The 23152-nt window shown below is 65.1% G+C and carries 20 protein-coding genes and 1 other RNA gene; 14 read left to right on the plus strand and 7 right to left on the minus strand.

Translation table 11 applies throughout. From position 1 onward, the window contains the following. The first annotated feature begins 53 nt into the window (after positions 1 to 53). The 11 genes from MET49242_RS17685 (at position 54) to MET49242_RS17735 (ending at position 13823) form a co-directional block, all read left to right on the plus strand. Positions 54 to 1247, plus strand: a complete 1194-nt coding sequence (locus MET49242_RS17685; protein ID WP_036284904.1) for an aminotransferase class V-fold PLP-dependent enzyme — start codon at positions 54 to 56, stop codon at positions 1245 to 1247. 96 nt (positions 1248 to 1343) lie between these two features. Then, the gene (locus MET49242_RS17690) at positions 1344 to 2285 is read left to right on the plus strand and encodes a D-2-hydroxyacid dehydrogenase (protein ID WP_036284905.1); all 942 of its coding nucleotides are present in this window, start codon (positions 1344 to 1346) and stop codon (positions 2283 to 2285) included. A gap of 127 nt (positions 2286 to 2412) precedes the next feature. Beyond that, positions 2413 to 3273, plus strand: a complete 861-nt coding sequence (locus tag MET49242_RS17695; RefSeq protein ID WP_036284908.1) for an NADP-dependent methylenetetrahydromethanopterin/methylenetetrahydrofolate dehydrogenase — start codon at positions 2413 to 2415, stop codon at positions 3271 to 3273. A 14-nt stretch (positions 3274 to 3287) separates the two neighbouring features. Then, positions 3288 to 3920, plus strand: a complete 633-nt coding sequence (gene fchA / locus MET49242_RS17700) for a methenyltetrahydrofolate cyclohydrolase (RefSeq protein WP_036284911.1) — start codon at positions 3288 to 3290, stop codon at positions 3918 to 3920. Between the two features lie 41 nt (positions 3921 to 3961). Continuing rightward, positions 3962 to 5134 carry a malate--CoA ligase subunit beta gene (locus tag MET49242_RS17705; protein WP_036284914.1) on the plus strand — a complete coding sequence of 391 codons (1173 nt, stop codon included), beginning with the start codon at positions 3962 to 3964 and terminating at the stop codon, positions 5132 to 5134. Positions 5135 to 5152: 18 nt separating this feature from the next. Then, positions 5153 to 6040, plus strand: a complete 888-nt coding sequence (gene sucD / locus MET49242_RS17710) for a succinate--CoA ligase subunit alpha (protein ID WP_036284916.1) — start codon at positions 5153 to 5155, stop codon at positions 6038 to 6040. Positions 6041 to 6192: 152 nt separating this feature from the next. Next, complete coding sequence (locus MET49242_RS17715; RefSeq protein ID WP_036284920.1) at positions 6193 to 8946, plus strand: phosphoenolpyruvate carboxylase; 2754 nt, start codon at positions 6193 to 6195, stop codon at positions 8944 to 8946. Between the two features lie 25 nt (positions 8947 to 8971). After that, a complete protein-coding gene (locus tag MET49242_RS17720; RefSeq protein WP_036284923.1) occupies positions 8972 to 9946 on the plus strand; it encodes a CoA ester lyase in 975 nt (324 codons plus the stop codon). A gap of 171 nt (positions 9947 to 10117) precedes the next feature. After that, on the plus strand, positions 10118 to 11482 hold the full coding sequence (locus MET49242_RS17725; RefSeq protein ID WP_036284926.1) for a glycerate kinase: 1365 nt from the start codon (positions 10118 to 10120) through the stop codon (positions 11480 to 11482). A gap of 179 nt (positions 11483 to 11661) precedes the next feature. Continuing rightward, the gene (locus tag MET49242_RS17730) at positions 11662 to 12513 is read left to right on the plus strand and encodes an NADPH-dependent oxidoreductase (protein ID WP_036284928.1); all 852 of its coding nucleotides are present in this window, start codon (positions 11662 to 11664) and stop codon (positions 12511 to 12513) included. Then, entirely contained in the window at positions 12513 to 13823 is a 1311-nt protein-coding gene (locus MET49242_RS17735) for an MFS transporter (protein ID WP_051134292.1), read from the plus strand. Before MET49242_RS17730 ends, MET49242_RS17735 begins: the two co-directional genes overlap by 1 nt. Here MET49242_RS17735 and MET49242_RS17740 read toward each other — a convergent pair. Next, complete coding sequence (locus MET49242_RS17740; RefSeq protein WP_036284931.1) at positions 13798 to 15609, minus strand: ABC-F family ATP-binding cassette domain-containing protein; 1812 nt, start codon at positions 15607 to 15609, stop codon at positions 13798 to 13800. The two genes, MET49242_RS17735 and MET49242_RS17740, sit on opposite strands and share 26 nt — an antisense overlap. Positions 15610 to 15710: 101 nt before the next feature. On the opposite strand from MET49242_RS17740, the gene MET49242_RS17745 reads away from it, so the two are divergent. Further along, positions 15711 to 16370 carry a class I SAM-dependent methyltransferase gene (locus tag MET49242_RS17745; protein ID WP_036284934.1) on the plus strand — a complete coding sequence of 220 codons (660 nt, stop codon included), beginning with the start codon at positions 15711 to 15713 and terminating at the stop codon, positions 16368 to 16370. 1 nt (position 16371) lies between these two features. Here the strand turns inward: MET49242_RS17745 and MET49242_RS17750 are convergent, their stop codons facing one another. Further along, a complete protein-coding gene (locus tag MET49242_RS17750) occupies positions 16372 to 17985 on the minus strand; it encodes a L,D-transpeptidase family protein (RefSeq protein ID WP_036288616.1) in 1614 nt (537 codons plus the stop codon). Positions 17986 to 18256: 271 nt separating this feature from the next. Between MET49242_RS17750 and MET49242_RS24435 the strand changes: the two genes are divergently transcribed. Together MET49242_RS24435 and MET49242_RS25210 are read left to right on the plus strand one after the other, a co-directional pair. Beyond that, positions 18257 to 18427, plus strand: coding sequence for a type II toxin-antitoxin system HicB family antitoxin (locus MET49242_RS24435; RefSeq protein WP_084679178.1), 171 nt, complete (start codon positions 18257 to 18259; stop codon positions 18425 to 18427). A 145-nt stretch (positions 18428 to 18572) separates the two neighbouring features. Beyond that, entirely contained in the window at positions 18573 to 19076 is a 504-nt protein-coding gene (locus MET49242_RS25210) for a hypothetical protein (RefSeq protein ID WP_144259680.1), read from the plus strand. 49 nt (positions 19077 to 19125) lie between these two features. Here MET49242_RS25210 and MET49242_RS17760 read toward each other — a convergent pair whose 3' ends face one another. The 5 genes from MET49242_RS17760 to ssrA all read right to left on the minus strand — a co-directional run bounded on the left by MET49242_RS17760 (position 19126) and on the right by ssrA (position 23047). Further along, positions 19126 to 21462 carry an ATP-dependent helicase gene (locus tag MET49242_RS17760; protein ID WP_036284937.1) on the minus strand — a complete coding sequence of 779 codons (2337 nt, stop codon included), beginning with the start codon at positions 21460 to 21462 and terminating at the stop codon, positions 19126 to 19128. A 50-nt stretch (positions 21463 to 21512) separates the two neighbouring features. Then, positions 21513 to 21779 (minus strand): ribbon-helix-helix domain-containing protein, encoded by a 267-nt coding sequence (locus tag MET49242_RS17765; protein ID WP_370635048.1) that lies wholly within the window; start codon positions 21777 to 21779, stop codon positions 21513 to 21515. After that, positions 21776 to 21967 carry a DUF4169 family protein gene (locus MET49242_RS17770; RefSeq protein WP_036284939.1) on the minus strand — a complete coding sequence of 64 codons (192 nt, stop codon included), beginning with the start codon at positions 21965 to 21967 and terminating at the stop codon, positions 21776 to 21778. The genes MET49242_RS17765 and MET49242_RS17770 overlap by 4 nt, the downstream gene beginning before the upstream one ends. A 13-nt stretch (positions 21968 to 21980) precedes the next feature. Beyond that, entirely contained in the window at positions 21981 to 22571 is a 591-nt protein-coding gene (locus tag MET49242_RS17775; protein WP_036284942.1) for an SspB family protein, read from the minus strand. 117 nt (positions 22572 to 22688) lie between these two features. After that, positions 22689 to 23047: a transfer-messenger RNA gene (gene ssrA / locus MET49242_RS24440) on the minus strand. Positions 23048 to 23152: the final 105 nt, after the last annotated feature.

Here is a 23152-nt window from a genome sequence, read left to right on the forward strand (position 1 = left end):
GGCGCCGCTGGTCGATCATCCTGGAAATCAATCTGCTCGAAAGGAGCCAGCTAATGTTGAATTCCCGCGTCCCCGGTAAGAATTTCCTTTTCGTGCCGGGCCCGACCAACCTTCCCGACCGCGTCGTGCGCGCCATGGCCGTCGCCTCGGAAGACCATCGCTCGCCGACCTTCCCCGATCTGGTGAAGCCGCTTTTCCCCGGCCTGAAGAAGGTGTTCGGCACGGAGAAGGGCCACGCCTTCATTTTCCCGGCTTCCGGCACCGGCGGCTGGGAAGCGGCGATCACCAACACCCTGTCGCCCGGCGACAAGGTTCTCGCCCAGCGCTTTGGCCAGTTCTCCCATCTTTGGATCGACCTGTGCCGCCGTCAGGGCCTCGAGGTCATCGTGCAGGAGCGTCCGTGGGGCACCGGCAATGATCCGGAGCTGATCGAGGAGACGTTGAAGGCCGACAAGAACCACGAGATCAAGGCCGTTCTCGCCACGCACAATGAGACCGCCACGGGCGTGACCTCGGACATTGGCGCCGTCCGCAAGGCGATCGACGCGGCCAAGCATCCGGCGATGCTCTTCGTCGACGGCGTGTCGTCTGTCGCTTCGCTCGAGTTCAAGATGGACGAATGGGGCGTGGACGTCATTGTCTCCGGCTCACAGAAGGGCTTCATGCTGCCGGCCGGCCTGCTGCTGATGGCGGCGAGCCCGAAGGCGATCGAGAAAGGCAAGACCAACAAGGGTCGCCGCGCCTATTTCGAGTTCCAGGACATGATCGCCCAGAACGCGAACGGCTATTTCCCCTATACGCCGTCCGTTCCGCTGCTCTACGGACTCAAGGAAGCGCTCTCGATCCTGTTCGAAGAAGGCCTCGACCAGGTCTACAAGCGCCACCATCATCTCGCCGAAGGCTGCCGCGCGGCGGTTGCGGCCTGGGGCCTGAAGACCTGCGCCAAGGAGCCGAAGTGGAATTCGGACACGGTGACGGCCATCGTCGTGCCGGAAGGCTTCGACGCCGCCAAGGTCATCGAGACCGCCTACAAGCGCTATAACCTCGCGCTGGGCGCCGGCCTGTCGGAAGTCGCCGGCAAGGTGTTCCGCATCGGCCATCTCGGCGACCTCAACGAGCTGATGCTGCTCGGCGCCATCGCGGGCGCGGAAATGGCGATGCTCGACAACGGCATCAAGATCCAGCCCGGCTCCGGCGTCGCGGCCGCTCAGGCCGTCTTCCGCGCCAATCCGCTGCTGAAGATGTAATCTGAAAATCGCCCTCTCCCTGCCCGCGCAGGGGGAGGGCCTCCGCGTCGCCGCGGAAAAAAGCGCTGAAAAAAGCAAAAGAACCGGGGGAAGTTCATGTCGCACAAAATCGTTTTTCTCGATCGCGAAACGCTCGACGCCAATGTGCGCAAGCCGAATTTCCCGCATGAATATACGGAATATGCGCAGACCAGCCCCGACCAGATCGTCGAGCGCGCGAAGGACTGCGACATCATCATCACCAACAAGGTTCCGCTGCGCGAGGCGACCCTGAAGCAGCTTCCGAAGCTGAAGCTGATCGCGGTTGCCGCCACCGGCACGGACGTGATCGACAAGGCCTATACGACGGCCAATGGAATCACGGTCTCGAACATCCGCAACTACGCCTTCAACACGCTGCCCGAGCATGTCTTCGCGCTGCTCTTCGCGCTGCGCCGCAATCTCGTGAACTATTACAATTCGGTGCGCCAGGGCCGCTGGGGATACGCCAACCAGTTCTGCTATTTCGACTATCCGATCTATGACATCGCCGGCTCGACGCTGGGCATCATCGGCTATGGCGCGCTCGGCAAGGAAGTCCAGAGGCGCGCCGAGGCGCTCGGCATGAAGGTGCTCGTCAACGACGTCATGGACATTCCCGGCAAGGTCGACGTCGCAACGATCCTGCGCGAGGCCGATGTCGTCACGCTGAACATTCCGCTGACCCCGCAGACGAAGAACATGATCGGCGCGAAGGAGCTCGCGTCGATGAAGAAGTCCGCCTGCATCATCAACACCGCGCGCGGCGGCATCATCGACGAGGAGGCGCTCGCCGACGCGCTGCGCAAGGGCGTGATCGCCGGCGCGGGCCTCGACGTTCTCACTGTCGAGCCGCCGAAGAACGGCAACATCCTGCTCGATCCGACGATCCCGAATCTGATCATCACCCCGCATGTCGCCTGGGCCTCGAAGGAGGCGATGCAGGTGCTTTCGGACCAGCTGATCGACAATATCGACGCCTTCGTCGCCGGCAGCCCGCGCAACGTCGTCACGGCGTAAGGCGCGACGCCGACAAGAAACGAAGCGGCGACGGTTTTGAGCGCCGCTTCTGGGAATTCGATTGGCCCGCTGTGGCGGCAATGACGCTTCCGGCCCCGCCCGCGGCCACAAATAGAACGAGACGCAAATGACCAAGAAACTTCTCTTCCTCTTCGACACCGATCCCGTTCCCAGCGTCTTCGACACAGTTGTGGGATATGACGGCGGCGCCGATCGCATCATCGGCTATGGCGGCGTGAACCCGGAGAACGTCGGCGCGCTCGTCGACGGCTGCATCTACACGCGCGGCCCGAAGGAGAAGCAATATACGGCGATCTTCGTCGGCGGCGGCTCCATGACCGCCGGCGAGGCGGTGTTCAAGGCGGTGAAGAAGCGCTTCTTCTCCAACTTCCGCGTCTCCGCCATGCTGGATTCGAACGGCTCCAACACGACGGCCGCGGCCGGCGTCGCGCTGCTCGCCAAGGCGAAGCCGCTCGCCGGCAAAAAGGCCGTGGTGCTCGCCGGCACCGGCCCCGTCGGCATGCGCGCCGCCGCGATGCTGAACATCGAGGGCGCGGAAGTCGCCATCACCTCGCGACAGCAGTCGCGCGCGGACGCCGCCGCCAAGGCCATTCAAGAGCGCTTCGGCTTCCTGCCGGCGGCGATCGAGGCCGTGGACAACGCCGCGCGCGCGCAGGCCGTGAAGGGCTCGCAGATCGTCTTCGCGGCCGGCGCCATCGGCGTGCCGCTGCTCGACGAAAAGGACTGGCAGAACGATCCGACGATCGAACTCATCGCCGACTGCAACGCACAACCGCCGCTCGGCATTGGCGGCGTCGAGGCGATCGACAAGGCCAAGGAGCGCCATGGCAAGATCGTCATCGGCGCGCTGGGCCTCGGCGGCCTCAAGCTGAAGCTGCATCGCGAATGCGTCGGAAAGCTCTTCGAGAGCGCCGACCAGGTGTTCGACTGCGAGAACATTTACGCCCAGGCGAAAGAACTGGCCTGATTTCGAGGATTGACATGAGCGCTAAGAACGAAACGATCGGCAAATTCCTCGACGAACTCGCCAGCGACGCGCCGACCCCGGGCGGCGGCGGCGCGGCGGCGCTCTCCGGCGCCATGGGCGCGGCGCTCGTGTCGATGGTCTGCAATCTCACGATCGGCAAGAAGAACTACGAGGCCGTCTCCGAGGATCTCAAGAAGACGCTCGCGAAGGCCGAAGAGCTGCGCGCCGAGCTGACCAGGGGGATCGACGAGGACGTGGTCGCCTTCAACACGCTGATGGGCGCCTATGGCCTGCCCCGCGCGACCGACGAGGAAAAGGCGAAGCGTTCGGAAGCGATCCAGTCCGCGCTGAAGGCCGCGACGCTCGCGCCGCTGCACACCTGCAAGATCTGCTACGACGTCATCGCTCTCTCGAAGGAAGCGGCCGACAAGGGCAATCTCAACGTCATCAGCGACGCCGGCGTCGCCGTGCTGGCGGCCAATGCGGGCCTGCGTTCCTGCGCGCTCAACGTCTTCATCAACGCCAAGTCGATCAAGGACCGCGACTTCGCCGAGAAGCAGCTCGCCGAGGTCAATGCGCTGCTCGCCAAGGCGGCGACGGAGACCGAAGCGGTCTACCAGACGGTGAAAGACAAGATCGGCGGCTGATTTCAGCCGCGCGACAAAAGCATTGCGAGGGGAGGACCGAGATGGACGTCCACGAGTATCAAGCCAAGGAAATTCTGGCGAGCCATGGCGTGGCGATCCCGCCGGGCACCGTGGCGTTCAGCCCGGACCAGGCGGTCTACGCCGCCACCGAACTCGGCGGCTCGCATTGGGTCGTGAAGGCGCAGATCCACGCCGGCGCGCGCGGCAAGGCGGGCGGCGTGAAGCTCTGCCGTACCTACCATGAAGTGCAGCAGGCGGCCCGCGATCTCCTCGGCAAGCGGCTCGTCACGTCGCAGACGGGCCCCGAGGGCAAGCCGGTCCAGCGCGTCTATGTCGAGGTCGCCGATCCCTTCGAGCGCGAGATCTATCTCGGTTACGTTCTGGACCGCAAACTGGAGCGCGTGCGCGTCATCGCCTCCAAGCACGGCGGCATGGACATCGAGGAGATCGCCCGCACCGCGCCGGACGAGCTGCTTCAGGTGATCGTCGAGCCGGCGGTCGGCCTCCAGCAGTTTCAGGCGCGCGAACTCGCCTTCCAGCTCGGCCTCAATCTCAAGCAGGTGTCGCGCGCGGTCCAGACGATCATGGGCGCCTATCGCGCCTTCCGCGACAATGACGCGACCATGCTCGAGATCAACCCGCTCGTCATCACCAAGGACGACAAGGTTCTCGCGCTCGACGCGAAGATGTCCTTCGACGACAATGCGCTGTTCCGTCGCCGCAACATCGTCGACATGAACGATCCCTCGCAGAGCGACCCGCGCGAGGCGCAGGCGGCCGAGCACAGCCTCAATTACATTGGCCTGGACGGCGAGATCGGCTGCATCGTCAATGGCGCGGGCCTCGCCATGGCGACCATGGACATGATCAAGCACGCCGGCGGCAATCCGGCGAACTTCCTCGACGTCGGCGGCGGCGCCTCGCCCGAGCGCGTCGCGACCGCCTTCCGCCTCGTTTTGTCCGACCGCCGCGTGAAGGTGGTGCTGGTCAACATCTTCGCCGGCATCAACCGCTGCGACTGGGTGGCGCAGGGCGTCGTCGACGCGGTGCGCGCCGAGAAGCTCGAGGGAGTCCCGCTCGTCGTGCGTCTCGCCGGCACCAATGTCGAAGCCGGCAAGAAGATCATTTCCGAGAGCGGCATTCCGATCATCCAGGCCGATACGCTCGCCGACGCCGCCCAGAAGGCCGTCGCCGCCTATCTGAGCACGAAATAATCGCCGGGGAACGACATCATGAGCATTCTCATCGACGAAAAAACGCCCATCCTCATCCAGGGCATCACCGGCGACAAGGGCAGCTTCCACGCCAAAGAGATGATCGAATACGGCAGCAATGTCGTGGCCGGCGTCACTCCTGGCAAGGGCGGCAAGACCCATCACGGCGTTCCGGTCTTCAACACGGTGAAGGAAGCGGTGAAGGCGACCGGCGCGCAGGCGTCGATCACCTTCGTCGCCCCGGCTTTCTGCGCGGACGCGATCATGGAGGCGGCCGACGCGGGCATCCGCCTCATCTGCTCCATAACCGACGGCATTCCGGCGCAGGACATGATGAAGGTGAAGCGCTATTTCCTGCGCTTCCCCAAGGACCGCCGTCCGATGATGGTCGGCCCCAACTGCGCCGGCATCATCTCGCCGGGCAAGGCGATGCTCGGCATCATGCCCGGCCACATCTACGCGAAGGGCTCGGTGGGCCTCATCTCGCGCTCCGGCACGCTCGGCTATGAGGCGGCGTCGCAGCTCAAGGAATTGGGCCTCGGCATCTCGACCTCGGTCGGCATCGGCGGCGATCCGATCAACGGCTCCTCCTTCCTCGACCACCTCGTCCTCTTCGACAAGGACCCGGAGACCGAGGCCGTGCTGCTCATCGGCGAGATCGGCGGCCCGCAGGAGGCTGAGGCCTCCGCCTGGATCAAGGAGAATTTCTCCAAGCCCGTGATCGGCTTCGTCGCCGGCCTCACGGCGCCGAAGGGTCGCCGCATGGGCCACGCCGGCGCGATCATTTCCGCGACGGGCGACAGCGCGGCGGAGAAGACCGAGATCATGAAGTCCTACGGTCTGACCGTTGCGCCGAATCCGGCCGAGTTCGGCACGACCGTCGCCAAGGTTCTCAAGCGCGCCTGACGCGCCGGCTTCGCGCCAACGACTGACGGATATAGGCGGCGTAGCCGCCGCCGTCCCGAGGTTCGCCAGACCCGTCTTTCCCGCACGCGGGCGAGACGGGGGCGAACCGAACCGCCGCATCGACGATGGCGTCGCACGCGCAGGGAGTTCCCATGACCGCCGAGACACAGAAGATCAGCAGCGCCGCCCCGACAGCTCTGCCGTCCGCTTTCGCGACGCGTTCGGTCACGGAGGCGTCGGCCTTCCTGCGCGATCAGTTGCTGGCCGTCATCCACCGTCACATGCCGGAGATCGAGGCCGTCGTGCGCGACTCGAAAGCCGGGGCCGGCCTTGCGCCGAAGCAGATGGCGCGCGCGCTTCAGGCGCAAGGCATCATCTTCCAGCTCGTCTCCATCGCCGAACAGGCCTACGCCATGCGCCGGCGCCGGCGCATCGAGCGCGAAAAGGGCCACGACAAGCTGCTCGGCACCTTCGACTATGTGCTTTCCAGCGCCGCGGCCGCCGGCGTGACGCCGGAAGAGCTTCACGCGCAGCTGCAGACGCTGCGCATTCGCCCTGTCATCACCGCCCACCCGACCGAAGCCAAGCGCGTCTCGATCCTCGAAAAATACCGCCGCATCTATCTGCTGCTGCGCGAACTCGAATCCACGCGCTGGACCGACCGCGAGCGCGAGGCGCTGGTGAAGTCGATCTACGATCAGGTCGAACTGCTGTGGCTCACGGGCGAGCTGCATCTGGAAAAGCCGACGGTCGAACATGAAGTCGCCTGGGGCCAGCACTTCTTCCAGGAGAGCATTTTCGACCTCGCGCCCGAGCTTCTCTCCTCCTTCGAGCGGGCGCTGAAGCGCCATTACCCCAACGAAACATTCGAGGTCACGCCCTTCTTCCAGTTCGGCTCCTGGATCGGCGGCGATCGCGACGGCAATCCTTTCGTCACCAATGAGGTGACGCGCCGCACGATGCGCGACAACGCCACGGCGAGCCTGAACTACTATCGCAGCCGCGTCGTCGATCTCATTCGCGCGCTCTCGATCAGCGAGCGCGCCACGACGATTCCCGACGCTTTCCGCACGGAGCTCGCCCGCCGCCTCGAGCAGCTTCCCGACGGCGCGGCGATCGCCGCGCGCAATCACAACGAGCCCTATCGCCAATACGTCACCACCGTCCTGCGCAAGATCGATCAAACGCTCCTCGCCACGAAGGACGAGCCGACGGCCGGGCCGCGTTATGGCAGCGCCGACGAATTGATCGGCGATCTCCTGCTGCTCGAAGCCGCGCTGAAGGAGATCAAGAGCGACGCGCTGGCGAATGATCTCGTCCGGCCGTTCCGCCGCGCGGTGGAGATCTTCCGCTTCAGCACGGTGCGTCTCGACATCCGCCAGAATACGACCCGCACCACCCAGGCGCTGCACGAAATCTGGCGCGTGAAAACCGGAGGCGAGACGCCGCCTGAAAGGCAGTCGCCCGAGTGGCGGGAATGGCTGCTCGCCGAACTCTCGGCGCCGCGCGGCGCGCCCATTCCGCGCGACAGCCTTTCGCCCGAGACGCGCGACGTGATCGAGATGTTCGAAGTTGTCGCCGACCTGCGCGCGCGGCTCGACCGTGAGGCCTTCGGCAGCTTCATTCTGTCGATGACGTCGTCGGCGTCGGATGTGCTGGGCGTCTACCTGCTCGCGAAAGAGGCGGGTCTCTTCGCCGACAAGGCCGGCGTCGACCATGTGACCCTGCCGATCGTGCCGCTCTTCGAGACCATCACCGATCTGCAGGCGGCGCCCGCGATCATGCGCGACCTGCTGCAGATTCCGGTCGTGCGCCGCAGCACGCAATCGCAGGGCGATCTTCAGGAAGTGATGATCGGCTACTCCGACAGCAACAAGGACGGCGGCTTCCTCTCGTCGAACTGGGAGCTGTTCAAGGCGCAGGCGCGCCTCACCGAGGTCGGGCGCGAGATGGACATCGCGATCGCCTTCTTCCATGGTCGCGGCGGCTCGGTTTCACGCGGCGGCGCGCCGACGGGGCACGCCATCGCCGCGCAACCCGCGGGCTCCATCCGCGGCCGCTTCCGCGTAACGGAGCAGGGCGAGGTCGTCTCCTTCAAATACGCCAACCGCGGAACGGCGGCCTATCAGATGGAGCTGCTCGCCTCGTCGGTCTTCGCCCATGCGCTGAAGTCGGAACGTGAGGAAGCGCTGGCGCCGCACGCCGAATTCGACGCGGCGCTCGACGAAATTTCGGCCGCGTCCTTCGCGTCCTACGCGAAATTCGTCGGCGACCCGGACCTTGTCGTCTATTTTCAGGCGGCGAGCCCGCTCGAGGAAATTTCGCTGCTCAACATCGGCTCGCGCCCGGCGCGCCGCTTCGGCGCAAAGAGCCTCGCCGATCTGCGCGCGATCCCGTGGGTCTTCGCATGGGCGCAGAACCGCCATTCGATCACCGGCTGGTATGGCGTCGGCTCGGGCCTGAAAGCCTTTCTCGACGCGCGCGGCGACCGCGGGCTCGAACTTCTGCGCCGCATGTTCGAACATTCACGCCTCTTCCGCCTCATTCTCGACGAGGTGGAGAAGACTCTCGCGCTCGTCGACATCTCCATCGCCCGGCAATACGCCAGCCTCGTCGAGGACGAAGCCGTGCGAGAAAAGGTCTTCAAAGCGATCGAGGACGAATATGCGCTGACGCGCGACATCGTGCTGCGCGTCACCGGCAGCGCCGAATTGTGCGACCGCTTCAAGGAATATCAGGCGCGTCTGTCGCATCGTCTGCAGACCATCAATGAAGTGAACCGCGAGCAGGTGGAATTGCTGCGCCGGTTCCGATCCGCGCAGGACGAAGCAGCGAAAGAGGAAGTGAAAGTGCCTCTGCTGATTTCGATCAGTTGCATCGCCGCTGGCCTCGGGGCCACCGGCTAATAACTCCAACAGAAGGGGAATTGATATGAGCTTCACTTTGATCGAGCAGGCCACGCCGCGCCTGCACCGCTCCGAACTCGCCGTGCCGGGCTCGGCGCCGGGCATGTTCGAGAAGGCCGCGCAGTCGAAGGCCGACCAGATCTTCCTCGACCTCGAGGACGCGGTTGCGCCCGACGACAAGGAGCAGGCGCGCAAGAACATCATCCAGGGCCTCAACGACATCGATTGGGGCAAGAAGGTGATGACGCTGCGCATCAACGGCCTCGACACGCAGTACTGCTACCGCGACGTCGTCGACGTGCTCGAGAACTGTCCGCGTCTCGACGTGGTGCTGATTCCCAAGGTCGGCGTGCCGGCCGACGTCTACGCGATCGACATGATGATCACGCAGATCGAGCAGTACAAGAAGCGCACCAAGCGCATCGGCATCGAAATCCTGATCGAGACCGCCCTCGGCATGGCGAACGTCGAAGCCATCGCCCAGTCGTCGAAGCGCCTCGAGGCGATGTCCTTCGGCGTCGCCGACTACGCCGCGTCGACCCGCGCCCGCACCACCGTCATCGGCGGCGTGAACCCGGATTACGGCGTGTTGTCCGACAAGGACAAGGACGGCGCCCGCGAGTATTTCTGGATGGACCAGTGGCACGCGGCGCAGACGCGCATGATGGTCGCCTGCCGCGCCTACGGCCTGCGTCCGATCGACGGCCCGTTCGGCGACTTCAACGATCCGGAAGGCTACATCGCCGCCGCCAAGCGCGCCGCCGTGCTCGGCTATGAAGGCAAGTGGGCGATTCATCCGTCGCAGATCGAGCTGGCCAACCAGGTGTTCACGCCCTCCGAGGCGGAAGTCACCAAGGCCCGTCGCATTCTCGACGCGATGGCGCAGGCCGCGAAGGAAGGCAAGGGCGCTGTGTCGCTCGACGGCCGTCTCATCGACATCGCTTCGATCCGCATGGCCGAAGCGCTGATCGAAAAGGCCAACGCGATGGCCGAGGCGTAAAAAACGCCTCCGCGCCTCTTCCGACCTTCCTCGCAGAAGGGGAAAATGGCCGGGGCGCCGCGCCAGCGTTTCCGCTAACGCTGATCGCCGATACTCCCTCTCCCGCGACGCGGGGGAGGTTTTTTGGGGCGGCATGCCGCAAATCCCGAAAGTTTCTCTCGGAAAGAACCAATGTCTGACGATCCCCGCCAGCTACTCCGCGCCATGTTCGACGCCGCCGTCGGCGCCGCGCATCCTTCCGTCTGCCTGCCGCAGCATCTCGAGAAGATCACGCCGCCCAAGGGCCGCACGATCGTCATCGGCGCCGGCAAGGCGGCCGCTTCCATGGCGGCGGCGGTCGAAAAGCACTGGAAGGGCGGGCCCCTCGAAGGCCTCGTCGTCACGCGCTACGAGCATGGCGCGGAAACGAAGCAGATCGAGGTGATCGAGGCCTCGCACCCGGTCCCCGACGCCGCCGGCCGCGAGGCCGCGAAGCGCATCCTGCAGAAGGTTCAGGGCCTCACCGAGGACGATCTCGTGCTGGCGTTGATCTCCGGCGGCGGCTCGGCGCTGATGGCGCTTCCGGCCGAGGGCGTGACGCTCGAAGAAAAGCAGGCGGTCAACAAGGCGCTGCTGAAGAGCGGCGCCAATATTTCCGAGATGAATTGCGTCCGCAAGCATCTCTCGGCCATCAAGGGCGGCAAGCTCGCCGCTGCGGCCGCGCCCGCGCGCGTCGTCGCGCTGATGATTTCCGACGTGCCGAACGACGATCTTTCCGTCATCGCTTCCGGCCCAACCGTTCCCGATCCGACGACGCGCGAGGATGCGCTCGCGGTCATCAGGAAATATGGCATCAACGCGCCGGAAGCTGTGCTGACGCACCTCTCCAGCCCTGATTGCGAGACCCCCAAGCCGGGCGACGCCATCTTCAACCGCGTCGAGAACATTCTCATCGCGACGCCGCAGGGCTCGCTCGACGCCGCCGCCGCCGTCGCGCGCGATGCGGGCTTCACGCCCTGCATCCTCGGCGACCTCGAAGGCGAATCGCGCGACGTGGCGCTGGTCCATGCCGGAATCGCCCGACAGATCGCGCTTCACGGCCAGCCATTCGAGCCGCCCGTCGCCATCATCTCCGGCGGCGAGACGACGGTCACCGTACGCGGCAATGGCAAGGGCGGGCGCGACGCGGAGTTCCTGCTCGGGCTCACGCTGGCGCTGGAGGGTTTCGGCGACATTTCGGCCATCGCCTGCGACACGGACGGCATCGACGGCGTCGAGACCAACGCCGGCGCCATCATGACCCCCGACAGTTTCGCGCGCGCGCAAGCGAAGGGCGTCGACCTCAAGGCGCTTTTTGCCAATAACGACGCCTTCACGGCCTTCGAGGCGCTCGGCGATCTGGTGGTGACGGGCCCGACGCGCACCAACGTCAACGATTTCCGCGCGATCCTCGTGCCGCGCCGCGCGAAGGCCGACGAGCCGCGCCCCACGGCCTCAGTCGAGAAGAGCGACGGCATCGGCGGGCAGGTCCTGCGCTGGCTCGGGCTCGGGAAATGACGATCTCCACCCTCCCCCTCTTTGGGAGGGTGGGCCGCGCGTAACGTCTACGTATTGCTGCAGCGCCGCGAGGTTCTTGGAGCGGCGCTCGCGGCTTGCTAGATTGACCGGGACATGCGCCAGGCTCTCGCGCCCGGCGCCGCTATTTACGGCCCCGCCGAGAAAATCCTGGAAGACAGATGAACAAGCCCGTCACCCCCGACACTTTCGACGCGCGCGGCGCCGCCGCCATGTTCGAGCGCTACCGGCGTGCGGATTCGCCGCGTCCGGCGATCTGGAACGACACGCTCGATCTCATTCTCGCGCATCGCTCGCACCGCAATTATCTCGATCAGCCCCTGCCGCCCGGCGCGCTGGAGACCATCGTCGCCGCCGCGCAATCGGCTTCCACCTCCTCCAATCTTCAGGTCTGGAGCGTCGTCGCGGTCGAGGACGAGGACCGCAAGATTCGTCTCGCTGACCTCGCCGGCGGGCAGAAGCACATTCGTGACTGCAAGCTTTTCCTGATCTGGCTGTGCGACCTCGCGCGCCTCGAAAATCTCGGGCGCGAGAAGGGCCGCGACGCCGCCGCGCTTCCCTATCTCGAAATCTTCATGACCGGCGTCGTCGACGCCGCGCTCGCCGCGCAGAACGCCGTCGTCGCGCTGGAGGCGCTGGGGCTCGGCTGCTGCTACATCGGCGCCATGCGCAACAAGCCCGAGGAAGTGGCGAAGGAACTGAACCTCCCGCCCAATGTCTTCGCGGTTTTCGGCATGACCGTCGGCGTCCCGGACCCCGCGGCCAACGCCGGCGTCAAGCCGCGCCTCGGTCAGGCGGCGGTGCTGCATCGTGAACAGTATCAGTGGGGCGACGCGCAGCGCGAGGCGATCGAGACGCTCGACGCGAAGTTCAAGGATTTCCAGAAGGAGCAGGGCCTCCCCGAACAGGGCTGGATCCGTCAGGTGCTTTCGCGCGTGCGCGGAACCGACGCCATGAGCGGCCGTGACCGGCTGCGCGCGGCGCTGAACGCGCTCGGCTTCGAATTGCGCTAGTGACGGACGTCCTCGCCCGCTCGGCTCGACAAACGGCGCAGGAGATCGACGGAGAGCGGGTGGTCGCAAAAGTCGCGCGACGGCTCATCCCGATCCTCGTCACCGCATTTTTCGTCGCCTATCTCGACCGGGTGAATGTCGGCTTCGCCGCCCTCACCATGAACAAGGATCTCGGTTTCACGCCGGAATTCTTCGGCTGGGCGGCGGGCTCCTTCTTCATCGGCTATTGCTTGCTGGAGGCGCCGAGCAATTACATCCTGCACCGCGTCGGCGCGCGCGTCTGGATGGCGCGCATCATGGTGAGCTGGGGGCTGGTTTCCGCGCTCACCGCCTTCGTGTGGGATGGAACCAGTTTCGTCGTGCTGCGCGTGATGCTGGGCGTAGCGGAGGCGGGCTTTTCGCCGGGCGTCATCCTCTATCTCACCTACTGGATACCGGCGGCGCAGCGCGCGCGCATCATCGGCGCCTTTTTGCTGGCCCTTCCGCTGTCGAGCGTCGTGGGCGCTCCTCTCTCGGGACTTATCCTCTCCGGGCTGGACGGCGTCTTCGGCGTCGCCGGCTGGCGATGGCTTTTCTTCATCGAAGCGGCGCCGGCGATGCTTTTGGGCGTCGCGTGCTATTTCTATTTGCCCGACCGCCCCTCCGACGCCTCATGGCTCACGCCGCAGGAGCGCGACTGGCTGCTGGCGGAGCTCGCGCGCGAGGGCGGACCCGTGGACGAAAGCCCATGGCGCGCTCTGCGCGATCCGCGCGTGCTGACGCTCGGCGTCGCCTATTTCGGCATTATCGTCGCGCTCTACGGGCTCGGTTTCTGGCTGCCGCAGATCATCAAGGCTTTCGGCGTCGATGTCGTCGCCGCGGGTTTCCTTACGGCCGTTCCCTTTGTTTTCGGCGCGCTCGCCATGGTTCTGTGGAGCCGCAGCTCCGACCGCAAGAACGAGCGCGTCGCGCATACCGTGCTGGCGTCGCTCGTCGCGAGCCTCGGCCTGGCGGCTTCGGCCTATGCGCCGACGCCGCTCTTTTCGATGATTGCGCTCTCCGTCGCTGCCGTCGGCACGCTCGCCAGCATGCCGACATTCTGGAGCTTCGTGACGCTCGCCCTTCCGGGCGCGGGCGCCGTCGTCGGCGTCGCGGTCATCAATTCGATCGGCAATGTTTCGGGCTTCGCCGCCCCTTACCTCGTCGGCCTCATCAAGGGCGCGACCGGCGAGTTCGACTATGCGCTGCTCGCGCTCGCGGCGGGGCCGCTCATGGCGGGGCCGCTCGTTTTGCTCATCGCCCGCGCTACCCTTCTACCTCCTCGCGCTTGATCTCCAGCTCCAGCCATTCTTCCTCGGCGGCTGAAAGCTCGGCTTCCACCGCCGCAAAAGCCTCGCTCGCCTTTGCGAATTTCGCGGGGTCTTTCGCATAGAGCTCCGCGTCGTCCAGCAGCGCCTGTAGTTTTGCGCGTTTCATGCGCAATTCCTCGATCTTCGCCGGCAGCGTCGTGAGCGCGTGCTGCTCCTTGAAGGAAAGTTTCGCTTTGGCCGCGGATTTCTCGCGCGGCGGCGCTTTCTCCTTCGGCGCCTCTCGCGCGGGCGTGGCGCTGGCGCGCGCGTCGACCCCCTTGCCGCGCTGGGCGACCATGTCGCTATAGCCGCCGGCGTATTCGACCCAGCGGCCCTCGCCCTCGCTCATGAGAACGCTTGTCGCGATGCGGTCGAGGAAGTCGCGGTCGTGCGAGACGACGATCAGCGTGCCGGGATAGTCGGCGAGCATTTCCTCGAGCAGATCGAGCGTTTCGAGATCGAGGTCGTTCGTCGGCTCGTCGAGCACAAGGAGATTCGACGGCTTCGCCAGCGCGCGCGCCAGCATCAGCCGCCCGCGCTCGCCGCCCGAGAGTTTGCCGATGGGGGTGCGCGCCTGTTCGGGCTTGAACAGAAAGTCCTTCATGTAGCCGACGACATGGCGACGTTCGCCATTGATCTCGACGGTGTCTGACCCGCCGCCCGTCAGGGCGTCGGAGAGGGTCGTCTCGGGATTGAGGCTCGCGCGGCTCTGGTCCAGCGTCGCCATTTCGAGATTGGCGCCGAGCCTGAGCTTGCCGCTGTCGGGGGCCAGCGCGCCGGTGAGAAGGCTGACCAGCGTTGTCTTGCCCGCGCCATTCGCCCCGACGACGCCGAGACGGTCGCCACGCAACACACGGGTCGTGAAATTATCGACGATGACCCGCTCGCCATAGGACTTGCGCAGCTTGATCGCCTCGATAACGAGCTTGCCGGAGAGCTGCGCCTCGCTCGCCTCCAGCTTCACGTCGCCCGTCGGCATCACGCGCTGGCGCCGTTCGGCGCGCATCGTGTGAAGGCCCGCGAGGCGCTTCATATTGCGCTTGCGCCGACCGGAGACGCCATGGCGCAGCCAGTGTTCTTCCGCGACGATCTTGCGATCGATCTTGTGCTGCTGCTTCTCCTCCTCTTCCAGCTCGCGGTCGCGCCATGCCTCGAATTCGCCGAAGCCGCGCGAGAGGTGCTTTGCGCGGCCGCGGTCGATCCAGACGGTCTCGCGGGTGAGATCCTGCAGGAAGCGGCGGTCGTGGCTGATGAGCACCATCGCCGAGCGCAGGGACGCGAGCTTCTCTTCGAGCCAGAGGATCGTGGGCAGGTCGAGATGGTTCGTCGGCTCGTCGAGCAGCAGAATGTCTGGCTCGGGCGCCAGCACGCGGGCGAGGGCGGCGCGGCGGGCCTCGCCGCCGGAAAGTCTCGACGGATCTTCCTCGCCCGTCAGCCCCAGTTCGAGCAGCAGGGTTCTGGCGACATGGGGATCGTCGAGCGGTCCGAGCCCCGCCTCGGCGTAAGCGGCCGTCGTGGCGAAGCCCGAGAAATCCGGCTCCTGCGGCAGATAGCGCAGACTCGCGCCGGGTTGCAGGAAGCGCGTTCCGGCGTCGGCCTCGATCTCTCCGGCCGCGATTTTCAGGAGCGTCGACTTTCCGGAGCCGTTGCGCCCCACGAGGCAGACGCGCGCGCCGGGCGCGACGGAAAGGTCCGCGCCTTCGAGCAGCGGCTTGCCGCCGAGGGTGAGCATTACGCCTTGCAGCGCGAGTAGGGGCGGGGGAGCCATGGAAGCTTAGCGAACCTCTGTGTGATGTGAGATAAGCTTTTCCACGCCGCTGGCCGATTTGTCACCCCTTGCGCCGGCGATTGTTTTTGCGGAGCCGTTCAGTGTCCGTCACACCCGAGCAGATCCACGCCGGACAGGCCATTTACACGCCGCGAATGTTGCAATTCTACGATCTGCGCGTGCTCGTCCTGTCCAACCGCTGGATATGGAAATGCCCGACGGAGCGTCTTCTCGCGCATTACGACCGGCATGTGAGCGGCAATCATCTCGATGTCGGCGTCGGCTCCGGCTATTTTCTCGACCGCTGCCGCTTTCCGACGCCCGCGCCGCGCGTCGCGCTGATGGATCTGAACCCCAATTCGCTCGAATTCGCCTCGCGCCGCATCGCGCGTTACCGGCCGGAAGTCCTGGTGCGCAATGTTCTGGAGGAGATCGCGTATGACGGCGCGAAATTCGATTCGGCCGGCGTGAACTACCTGCTGCATTGCCTGCCCGGCGACATGGCGACCAAGGCGCGGGCGTTCGATTTCCTGAAGCCGCTGATGAATCCCGGCGCCGTCATTTTCGGATCGCAGTTGTTGCACGAAGGGGTCGAGCGCAGCTTGGCGGCGAGGGCGCTGATGGCCCATTACAACAGGGCGGGCGTTTTCTCGAACACGCAGGACGATCCCGGAACGCTGAAGCGCGAACTCGAAAAGCGCTTCAGCGATGTTTCTATCGAGATCGTCGGCTGCGCCGTGCTGTTTTCCGGGCGGCTGTGATCTAGCCCCCCAGGCCCAGCGCCTTCCGCACCCGCGCCGAATAGCCGTAGAGGTCCGGCCGCTGCACGAGCCGTCCGCCCTCATCCACGTAAGCGGTGAAATACTGGATGTGGACAGGCAGGGGCTTCGAGAGGTTGATGTAGCGTTCGCTGGGGCCGATGAGCTTCTTCACGCGCGCCTCGGACCAGCCGCTCCCCGGCCCGAGCACCGCTCCCGCCAGCGCGAAGGGATCGTCGACGCGCATGCAGCCATGGCTGAAGGCCCGATGCGAGGCGGCGAAGAGCCCGCGCGACGGCGTGTCGTGCATATAGACGGCGAAATCATTGGGGAAGACGAATTTGATCCGGCCGAGCGCGTTCTTCTCGCCGGGCGGCTGGCGCACGACCATCTGCCCGTTGCGATAGGACACCTGATAGCCCGCGCCGACGCCGCCATGCCATTCCTTCTGGATGATGGACTGCGGCACATACCAGGAGGGGTTGACGATGATCTCCACCATTTCGTCGGAGAAGATCGGCGTCGGCGTCTGCTCCTTGCCCACGATGACGCGCGTGCGATGGGTGACCATCCCGCCGCGCACCACGGCGAGCTCGAAGTCCGGAATGTTCACCTCGATGCGCTCGTCGCCGAGGTCGCGCGGCAGCCAGCGCCAGCGCTCCATATTGGCGACGATTTCCGCCTCCAGCGCCGATGTCGAGCCGCCCCCCGCACTCGCGGCGCGGCGTTTCCGGGACTTCAGCGGCGGCGGATCGGCGTCGGTCTGCAGCCCTTCTTCGGCGGAGGCGACCCGCTCCGCGCCCGCCAACCCCGCCGCGCGCTGCGAATGCAGTTCGGCGAGCTTCTCGCGCAGTTGCTGATAGCCATAGTGCGGCGGGTTGAACGCCTGCAATGTTTCACTGGCGCGATAGCCGGCGGCGGCCACCTCTGCCACGGCCTGAGCCGGGTCCGGCAGAGTGGTCTTGGCGCCGATGAGACGCGAGAGGCGCCCGGGCTGGATGCGCCCGCCGCGCGCCTGCAGGGCGTAAGCGGCTACGGCCTCGGACAGCGCAAGCTCATCCGCGACGTCGGGAGCGGATTTCTCCGCCGAAGGCAGCTTGTAGGCGCGAAGATCGAGCCCGTCGTCGCGGGCGTCCTTCAGCCGCGACAGCGCGGAGGCGGCGCCTTCGCGCCAGCCGTTGGCGTCGATCCAGAAGGGCGCGAAGCCCCGCGCCGCATAGCCGGCCGCGATGGCCGCGCGCGTGCGGCGGCGCTCGGAGTCGCGGGCGACTTCCGGCGCGCGGGTCCAGTCGTCGAGCGCAAGCGCCACCGCGCGATGCTCGTCGTCGAGAAGCTGCCAGGCGAGGTCGAGGCCATCCGGCTCCGGACTCACGATTTGCACTCGGGCGTCGAGCACGGCGACGATCGGCGGCGCCGCCGGCGCGGCGAGGATCGGGTCGAGAGGTTCGGCGGTGGGCGCCTTGTCGAGGCCGGTTAGCGCAATCGCCGCCGGCGGCGCGAACAAGTCGGCCCGGCGAGGCGGATTTTGCTGCGCCGAGGCCGACGCCGCCGCGACAACGGCCGCAATCGCCGCCGCCGAAGCGCAGATATGCCGTGAAAACCAAGCGCAAGCCCGCATGGCCGCCCTCGCGTGAAACCGTCTCTCGGCGCGATTTCCGAATGCCGGATGAAACAGGAGATAGGCGCATCGCAGACGCAAGCAATCCGCCCCGGTTACACAAACTGTAACGCGACCCGTCTCCCATGTGAATCGGCCCGGGACGCAGTATCGGCCGGTCATGGTTGAAATTCGGTGACTGTGGCCCGCGCGCCACATGGCGAATGGCAGGAGTGTGGCGAAGGCCGGCGGCTGACGTTATGATGCCCGGACCCAGCAGAGACTGGCCCCGATGAAGCCCTATATCGTCATCGTCCACAAGGACGAGAACAGCGCCTATGGCATGACTTTCCCGGACGCGACGGGTTGCTTCTCGGCGGCCGATGAAATCGATGACCTGTTCGCAATGGCGGGCGAGGCGCTGGAGCTTTGGGCCGAGGGGACGCTGATCCTTATAGTCTAAGCAATTGAAAAAACTCTGGAGTGACTGGACAAGTTTGTCGTCGCAACGTTCTTCAACTCGGCGACGAGCGAGGAAAGGCAGCGCCTCACGTAAGGGCGCCGGTATGTGCTTTTTTAATTCCGAGCGAATCGAGTAGCTTCCCCTCATGGAACCTTTCAAGCTTTTTTGGGATCACTTAAAAGGTGAATGGGCTGTCATCAAAACGGCTCCGCTCACCTTCTTTGCCGCCGTTTCCGTTGGCGTTTGGGGTGGTTACCAGTTTTCCAGCATGCGATATGAAGGGTCAGTTCAAAATCTTGATACCGCCATTAAAGCCAAAGATGCGACAATAGCTGAAATGCGTTTGCAAGCGGAGAGTACAGGCCGTGAGAGCAAGTATGTGAAAACTGCAAATGATGCAGATGCTATTTATCAATTCAATCGGAAAGTGGGGCTTGGTAACGGAGTAGATATCCAATTATCCCTTGGAAAGGTTATATTCGGAACCATTATTGCATCCGCTGAATTTAATAGCGGAGCTGAGTTTGAATTCAGAGATCTAATGCTTAAAATTACAAAGATTGATATTTCAGGGCAAGAAAGATCTTTTGGAGTTTTACAAAAACAAACATTCGCGCATGTTACTGCGGCTATCGTCGGACGTAGGTGATGCTCCTCTGGGACGTGTGGAGACTAATGAGCAGGCGGGAGGAGGGACCTCACCCCGCCTGCACGAAACTCTCCAGCACCATTTTCCTTCCGGCCTTGTCGAAATCGACGGTGAGCTTGTTTCCGTCCACCGCCGCCACCGTTCCGGGGCCGAATTTCAGATGCAGCACGCGCGCGCCGGCGGTGTAGCGCCCGGCGGTCGACGCGCGCGAAATCACTTCTCCATCGATGGTCAGCGGCTGTTTCGCGCGGGAGGGCCGCGTCTCCCGCGCGGGTTCGCTCCGGGCGGATGTCGCGCCCGCCTTTGCGCGCTTCCAGCCGGGCGTCGAATAATCCGAGCCATAGACGTCGAGATTGGCGAAGCGCGATACGCCATAGGAGCCATATTGCGAGCCGCCCGGCGCCTCGACCACCTCGACGTGATCCGAGGGAAGGTTGTCCACGAAGCGCGACGGCACGGTCGGCTGCCACAGGCCGCGAATGCGGCGGTTGCTCGCGAAGAAAATTTTCGCGCGACGCTTGGCGCGCGTGATGCCGACATAGGCGAGTCGGCGCTCTTCCTCGAGCCCGGCGCGGCCCTGTTCGTCGAGCGAGCGCTGATGCGGAAAGAGCCCTTCCTCCCAGCCGGGGAGATAAACGGTCTCGAACTCAAGCCCCTTCGCGGCGTGGAGCGTCATGATCGATACGCGCTCCTGCTCCTTCGCTTCGTCGGCCTCCATCACGAGAGAGACATGTTCGAGGAAGGCGGCGAGGTCGGGGAACTCCTCCATCGCGCGCACCAGCTCTTTCAGGTTTTCGAGACGGCCGGCGGCCTCGGGCGTCTTGTCCTGCCTCCACATTTCCGTGTAGCCGGATTCGTCGAGCACCATTTCGGCGAGTTCGTGTTGCGGCTTCACGTCGATGAGTTCGCGCCAGCGGTCGAAGTCGCAGATCAGCGCGCGCAGCGCGCCGCGCGGCTTCGGCTTCAGCTCCTCGGTTTCGACGAGGACGCGCGCCGCCTGCATCAGCGGGATGCGTTCGCGCCGCCCATATTCATGCAGCATCTGAACCGTCGCGTCGCCGAGGCCGCGCTTGGGCGTATTGACGATGCGCTCGAAGGCGAGATCGTCGGAAGGCTGCGCGACGCAGCGCAGATAGGCGAGCGCGTCCCTGATCTCCATGCGCTCGTAGAAGCGCGGGCCGCCGATGATGCGATAGGGCAGGCCGATCTCAACGAAGCGCTCCTCGAATTCGCGCATCTGGAAGGACGCGCGCACGAGGATGGCGATTTCTTCGAGCGAATGGCTTTTTCGGTGGAGCTGCTCGATGTCTTCACCGATGACGCGCGCTTCCTCCTGACTGTCCCAGACGCCGGTGAGCGTCACCTTGTCGCCGGCGGCGCCGTCGGTGAAGAGCGTCTTGCCGAGACGGTCCTCGTTATGCGCGATGAGATGCGAGGCGGCGGCTAGGATGTGGCCGGTCGAGCGGTAATTGCGTTCGAGCCGGATGATCCTCGCGCCGGGAAAATCCTGTTCGAAGCGCAGGATGTTTTCGACTTCCGCGCCGCGCCAGCCATAAACGCTCTGGTCGTCGTCGCCCACGCAACACACGTTGCGCCGCCCCTGCGAAATCAGCCGCAGCCACAGATATTGTGCGACATTCGTGTCCTGATATTCGTCGACGAGGATATATTTGAAGCGCTTTTGATATTCCGCGAGAACGTCCGGATTTTCGCGAAAGAGCCGCAGTGACTCGAGCAGCAGATCGCCGAAGTCGACGGCGTTGAGTATCTTGAGCCGCTCCTGATAGAGCGCGTAAAGCGCGGCGCCCTTGCCGTTCGCAAAACTCTCGGCGTCGCCCGCGGGAACCTGCGCGGGCGTCAGGCCGCGGTTCTTCCAGCCGTCGATGCGCATGGCGAGGGCGCGGGCGGGCCAGCGCTTGTCGTCGATGTTCTCGGCCTGCAGAACCTGTTTGAGCAGACGTATCTGGTCGTCGGTGTCGAGAATGGTGAAATTGGGCTTCAGGCCCACGAGCTCCGCGTGGCGGCGCATGATTTTGGCGCTGATGGCGTGGAAGGTGCCGAGCCATTGCATGGCCTGCGCGCCTTCGCCGACCAGCGCCTCGACGCGCTCGCGCATTTCGCGCGCCGCCTTGTTGGTGAAGGTGACGGCGAGGATTTCATAGGCGCGCGCCTTGCCGAGCTGCAGGATATGGGCGATGCGCGTCGTGAGCGCGCGCGTCTTGCCCGTGCCGGCGCCCGCGAGCACCAGAACCGGCCCGTCGAGCGTCTCGACCGCGGCGCGCTGCTCGGGGTTCAGCCCCTCGAGATAGCGCGGCCCGTGCGCCAGAGCGGCGGCGCGGGCGGCGAGCCCGCCGGGCTCGGGCGCGTAATCGTCGAAATCGGTCAACAGGCTGCTCCTCGTGATTCATCGCAGCATACAGAAGAACGGAAGGGGAATCACTGTCCCGGGAGGCGGCGCTGATCTTCGTCGCCGCGCCCTATCGCCCGCTCCAGCACGAACACCCTGAGCGCCGAGGACAGATTGGCCTCTCCGCGCCCCGCGTCCACCTGCGCCACGAGCGCCGCGAGCGAGAGCCCGTCCCTCGCCGCGATGTCCTTCAGCGCGCGCCAGAAGGCGTCCTCCAGCGAGACGCTCGTGCTGTGGCCTGCGATGACGACGGAGCGTTTTATCACGCGCATGGACGGCGCGGGCGCGTCCTTCACGCCTGGTCGTCCGGCGTCTCGCGCCTGTGCGCCTCCAGCCGCGCGGCTTCGAGGTCTTTTTGCGCCGCGGTCAGCTCACGCTCTGTCTTCGTTCGGCCGAAGGCGATGCGATTTTCCTGGGCCTTGTCCTCGCGAAACCGTCGGTCGCGGTCCTTGCGCGCGCGGCGCAGATTGACGATTTCGCCCATCAGGCCCGACCCGTCAGGTCTTCTTGCGGAAGGCGTCGATCGAGATGACCTTGGCGTCGCTCTCGCCCGCCTCTTCGGCTTCCGCCGGCGCCTCTTCCTTCTTCGTCTTTTCAGGCTGCGCCTTTGCAGCAGCCGGTTTGGCGGCCGCGGGCGCCGCCGACGCCGGATGATGCGCGGTCACGAGGCTGGGGCGCATGGGCGCAGCCTCTTCCTCTTCCTCTTCTTCTTCCTCATCTTCCTCCGGTTCTGCGCCCTCGAAGCGCAGGCCGAATTCGACAGAAGGATCGAAGAAGCCCGTCACGGCGGCGAAGGGGATGTAAAGATGCTCGGGGATGGAGCGGAAGGACAGGGTGACGCCGAAACCCTCGTCGTCGACCTCGAGATTGGAATACTGGTGCTGCAGGATGATCGTCAGCTCATGCGGCCATTGCTCGGCGAGACGGCGCGAAATCCTGACGTCCGGCGCATCGGTGCGGAAGCTGATCGTAAAGTGATGGTCGCCCGGCAGATAACCGCTTTTCGCAACGTCGGAAAGGACCTTGCGCATGACGCCGCGCATGGCGTCCTGAACGACGAGGTCGTAGCGAATGAGATCCTGGGCCATTGCGTCGCGCCAAACTGCCGTTGTTCCAGCATGACATGTCCGGCGAACCGGCTCCCCGTGGGGGATCACGCCATTAGCCGCGCTTTGCCAAAACGACGGCGCCCGCGCGAGAAATAGAGTGGAGGCTTCTGTTGCCAGGCGCCTCCGGGCCCCGCCTAGAAGTGCAAACCCCTAGGGCTTTGATCCCAGTTTGGGCGCTGCATTACGCAGCGACGGCCACCGGAGCATAGTTGTCGTTGGCAACTATAAGGTTTGACCCGATAACGGCGGTATCATGCCGAGCGAAAAATCACCCTTTACGCCCTCGTCAATCCTGTTTCGCCCCCGCCGGAGCCCGCCCTTCGGACGGGCTCGGGTGGAGGCGCCGGGTACCGCCCCCGGGTCCGATTGGTTTATTGCGGTGTTCGTTTATCGCCATAGCCGGCCCGAGAGCCGGCAACGCGAATATAGGCGGTCGCGTGGTTTTGGAAAAGGGGCGCGCGACCGCGAACTTGGTTTTGCGCCGATAAAGAAAACGCCGCCGGAGCAGCGGGCGTTTCCCGGGCTCCCTCGCAAAGCGGTCAGCTTATCCTTGACCGCGC

Source organism: Methylocystis sp. ATCC 49242, assembly GCF_000188155.2.
Taxonomy (GTDB): Bacteria; Pseudomonadota; Alphaproteobacteria; order Rhizobiales; family Beijerinckiaceae; genus Methylocystis.

Bases quoted from the DNA above. Each gene is read 5' to 3' on its own strand.
- fchA (WP_036284911.1), top strand. From the start codon at position 3,288: ATGAGCGCTAAGAACGAAACGATCGGCAAATTCCTCGACGAACTCGCC.
- MET49242_RS24435 (WP_084679178.1), top strand. From the start codon at position 18,257: ATGAAGCCCTATATCGTCATCGTCCACAAGGACGAGAACAGCGCCTAT.
- sucD (WP_036284916.1), top strand. From the start codon at position 5,153: ATGAGCATTCTCATCGACGAAAAAACGCCCATCCTCATCCAGGGCATC.
- MET49242_RS17770 (WP_036284939.1), bottom strand. From the start codon at position 21,967: ATGGGCGAAATCGTCAATCTGCGCCGCGCGCGCAAGGACCGCGACCGA.
- MET49242_RS25210 (WP_144259680.1), top strand. From the start codon at position 18,573: ATGGAACCTTTCAAGCTTTTTTGGGATCACTTAAAAGGTGAATGGGCT.
- MET49242_RS17750 (WP_036288616.1), bottom strand. From the start codon at position 17,985: ATGCGGGCTTGCGCTTGGTTTTCACGGCATATCTGCGCTTCGGCGGCG.
- MET49242_RS17725 (WP_036284926.1), top strand. From the start codon at position 10,118: ATGTCTGACGATCCCCGCCAGCTACTCCGCGCCATGTTCGACGCCGCC.
- MET49242_RS17720 (WP_036284923.1), top strand. From the start codon at position 8,972: ATGAGCTTCACTTTGATCGAGCAGGCCACGCCGCGCCTGCACCGCTCC.
- MET49242_RS17695 (WP_036284908.1), top strand. From the start codon at position 2,413: ATGACCAAGAAACTTCTCTTCCTCTTCGACACCGATCCCGTTCCCAGC.
- MET49242_RS17775 (WP_036284942.1), bottom strand. From the start codon at position 22,571: ATGGCCCAGGATCTCATTCGCTACGACCTCGTCGTTCAGGACGCCATG.
- MET49242_RS17705 (WP_036284914.1), top strand. From the start codon at position 3,962: ATGGACGTCCACGAGTATCAAGCCAAGGAAATTCTGGCGAGCCATGGC.
- MET49242_RS17685 (WP_036284904.1), top strand. From the start codon at position 54: ATGTTGAATTCCCGCGTCCCCGGTAAGAATTTCCTTTTCGTGCCGGGC.
- MET49242_RS17730 (WP_036284928.1), top strand. From the start codon at position 11,662: ATGAACAAGCCCGTCACCCCCGACACTTTCGACGCGCGCGGCGCCGCC.
- MET49242_RS17690 (WP_036284905.1), top strand. From the start codon at position 1,344: ATGTCGCACAAAATCGTTTTTCTCGATCGCGAAACGCTCGACGCCAAT.
- MET49242_RS17715 (WP_036284920.1), top strand. From the start codon at position 6,193: ATGACCGCCGAGACACAGAAGATCAGCAGCGCCGCCCCGACAGCTCTG.
- MET49242_RS17740 (WP_036284931.1), bottom strand. From the start codon at position 15,609: ATGGCTCCCCCGCCCCTACTCGCGCTGCAAGGCGTAATGCTCACCCTC.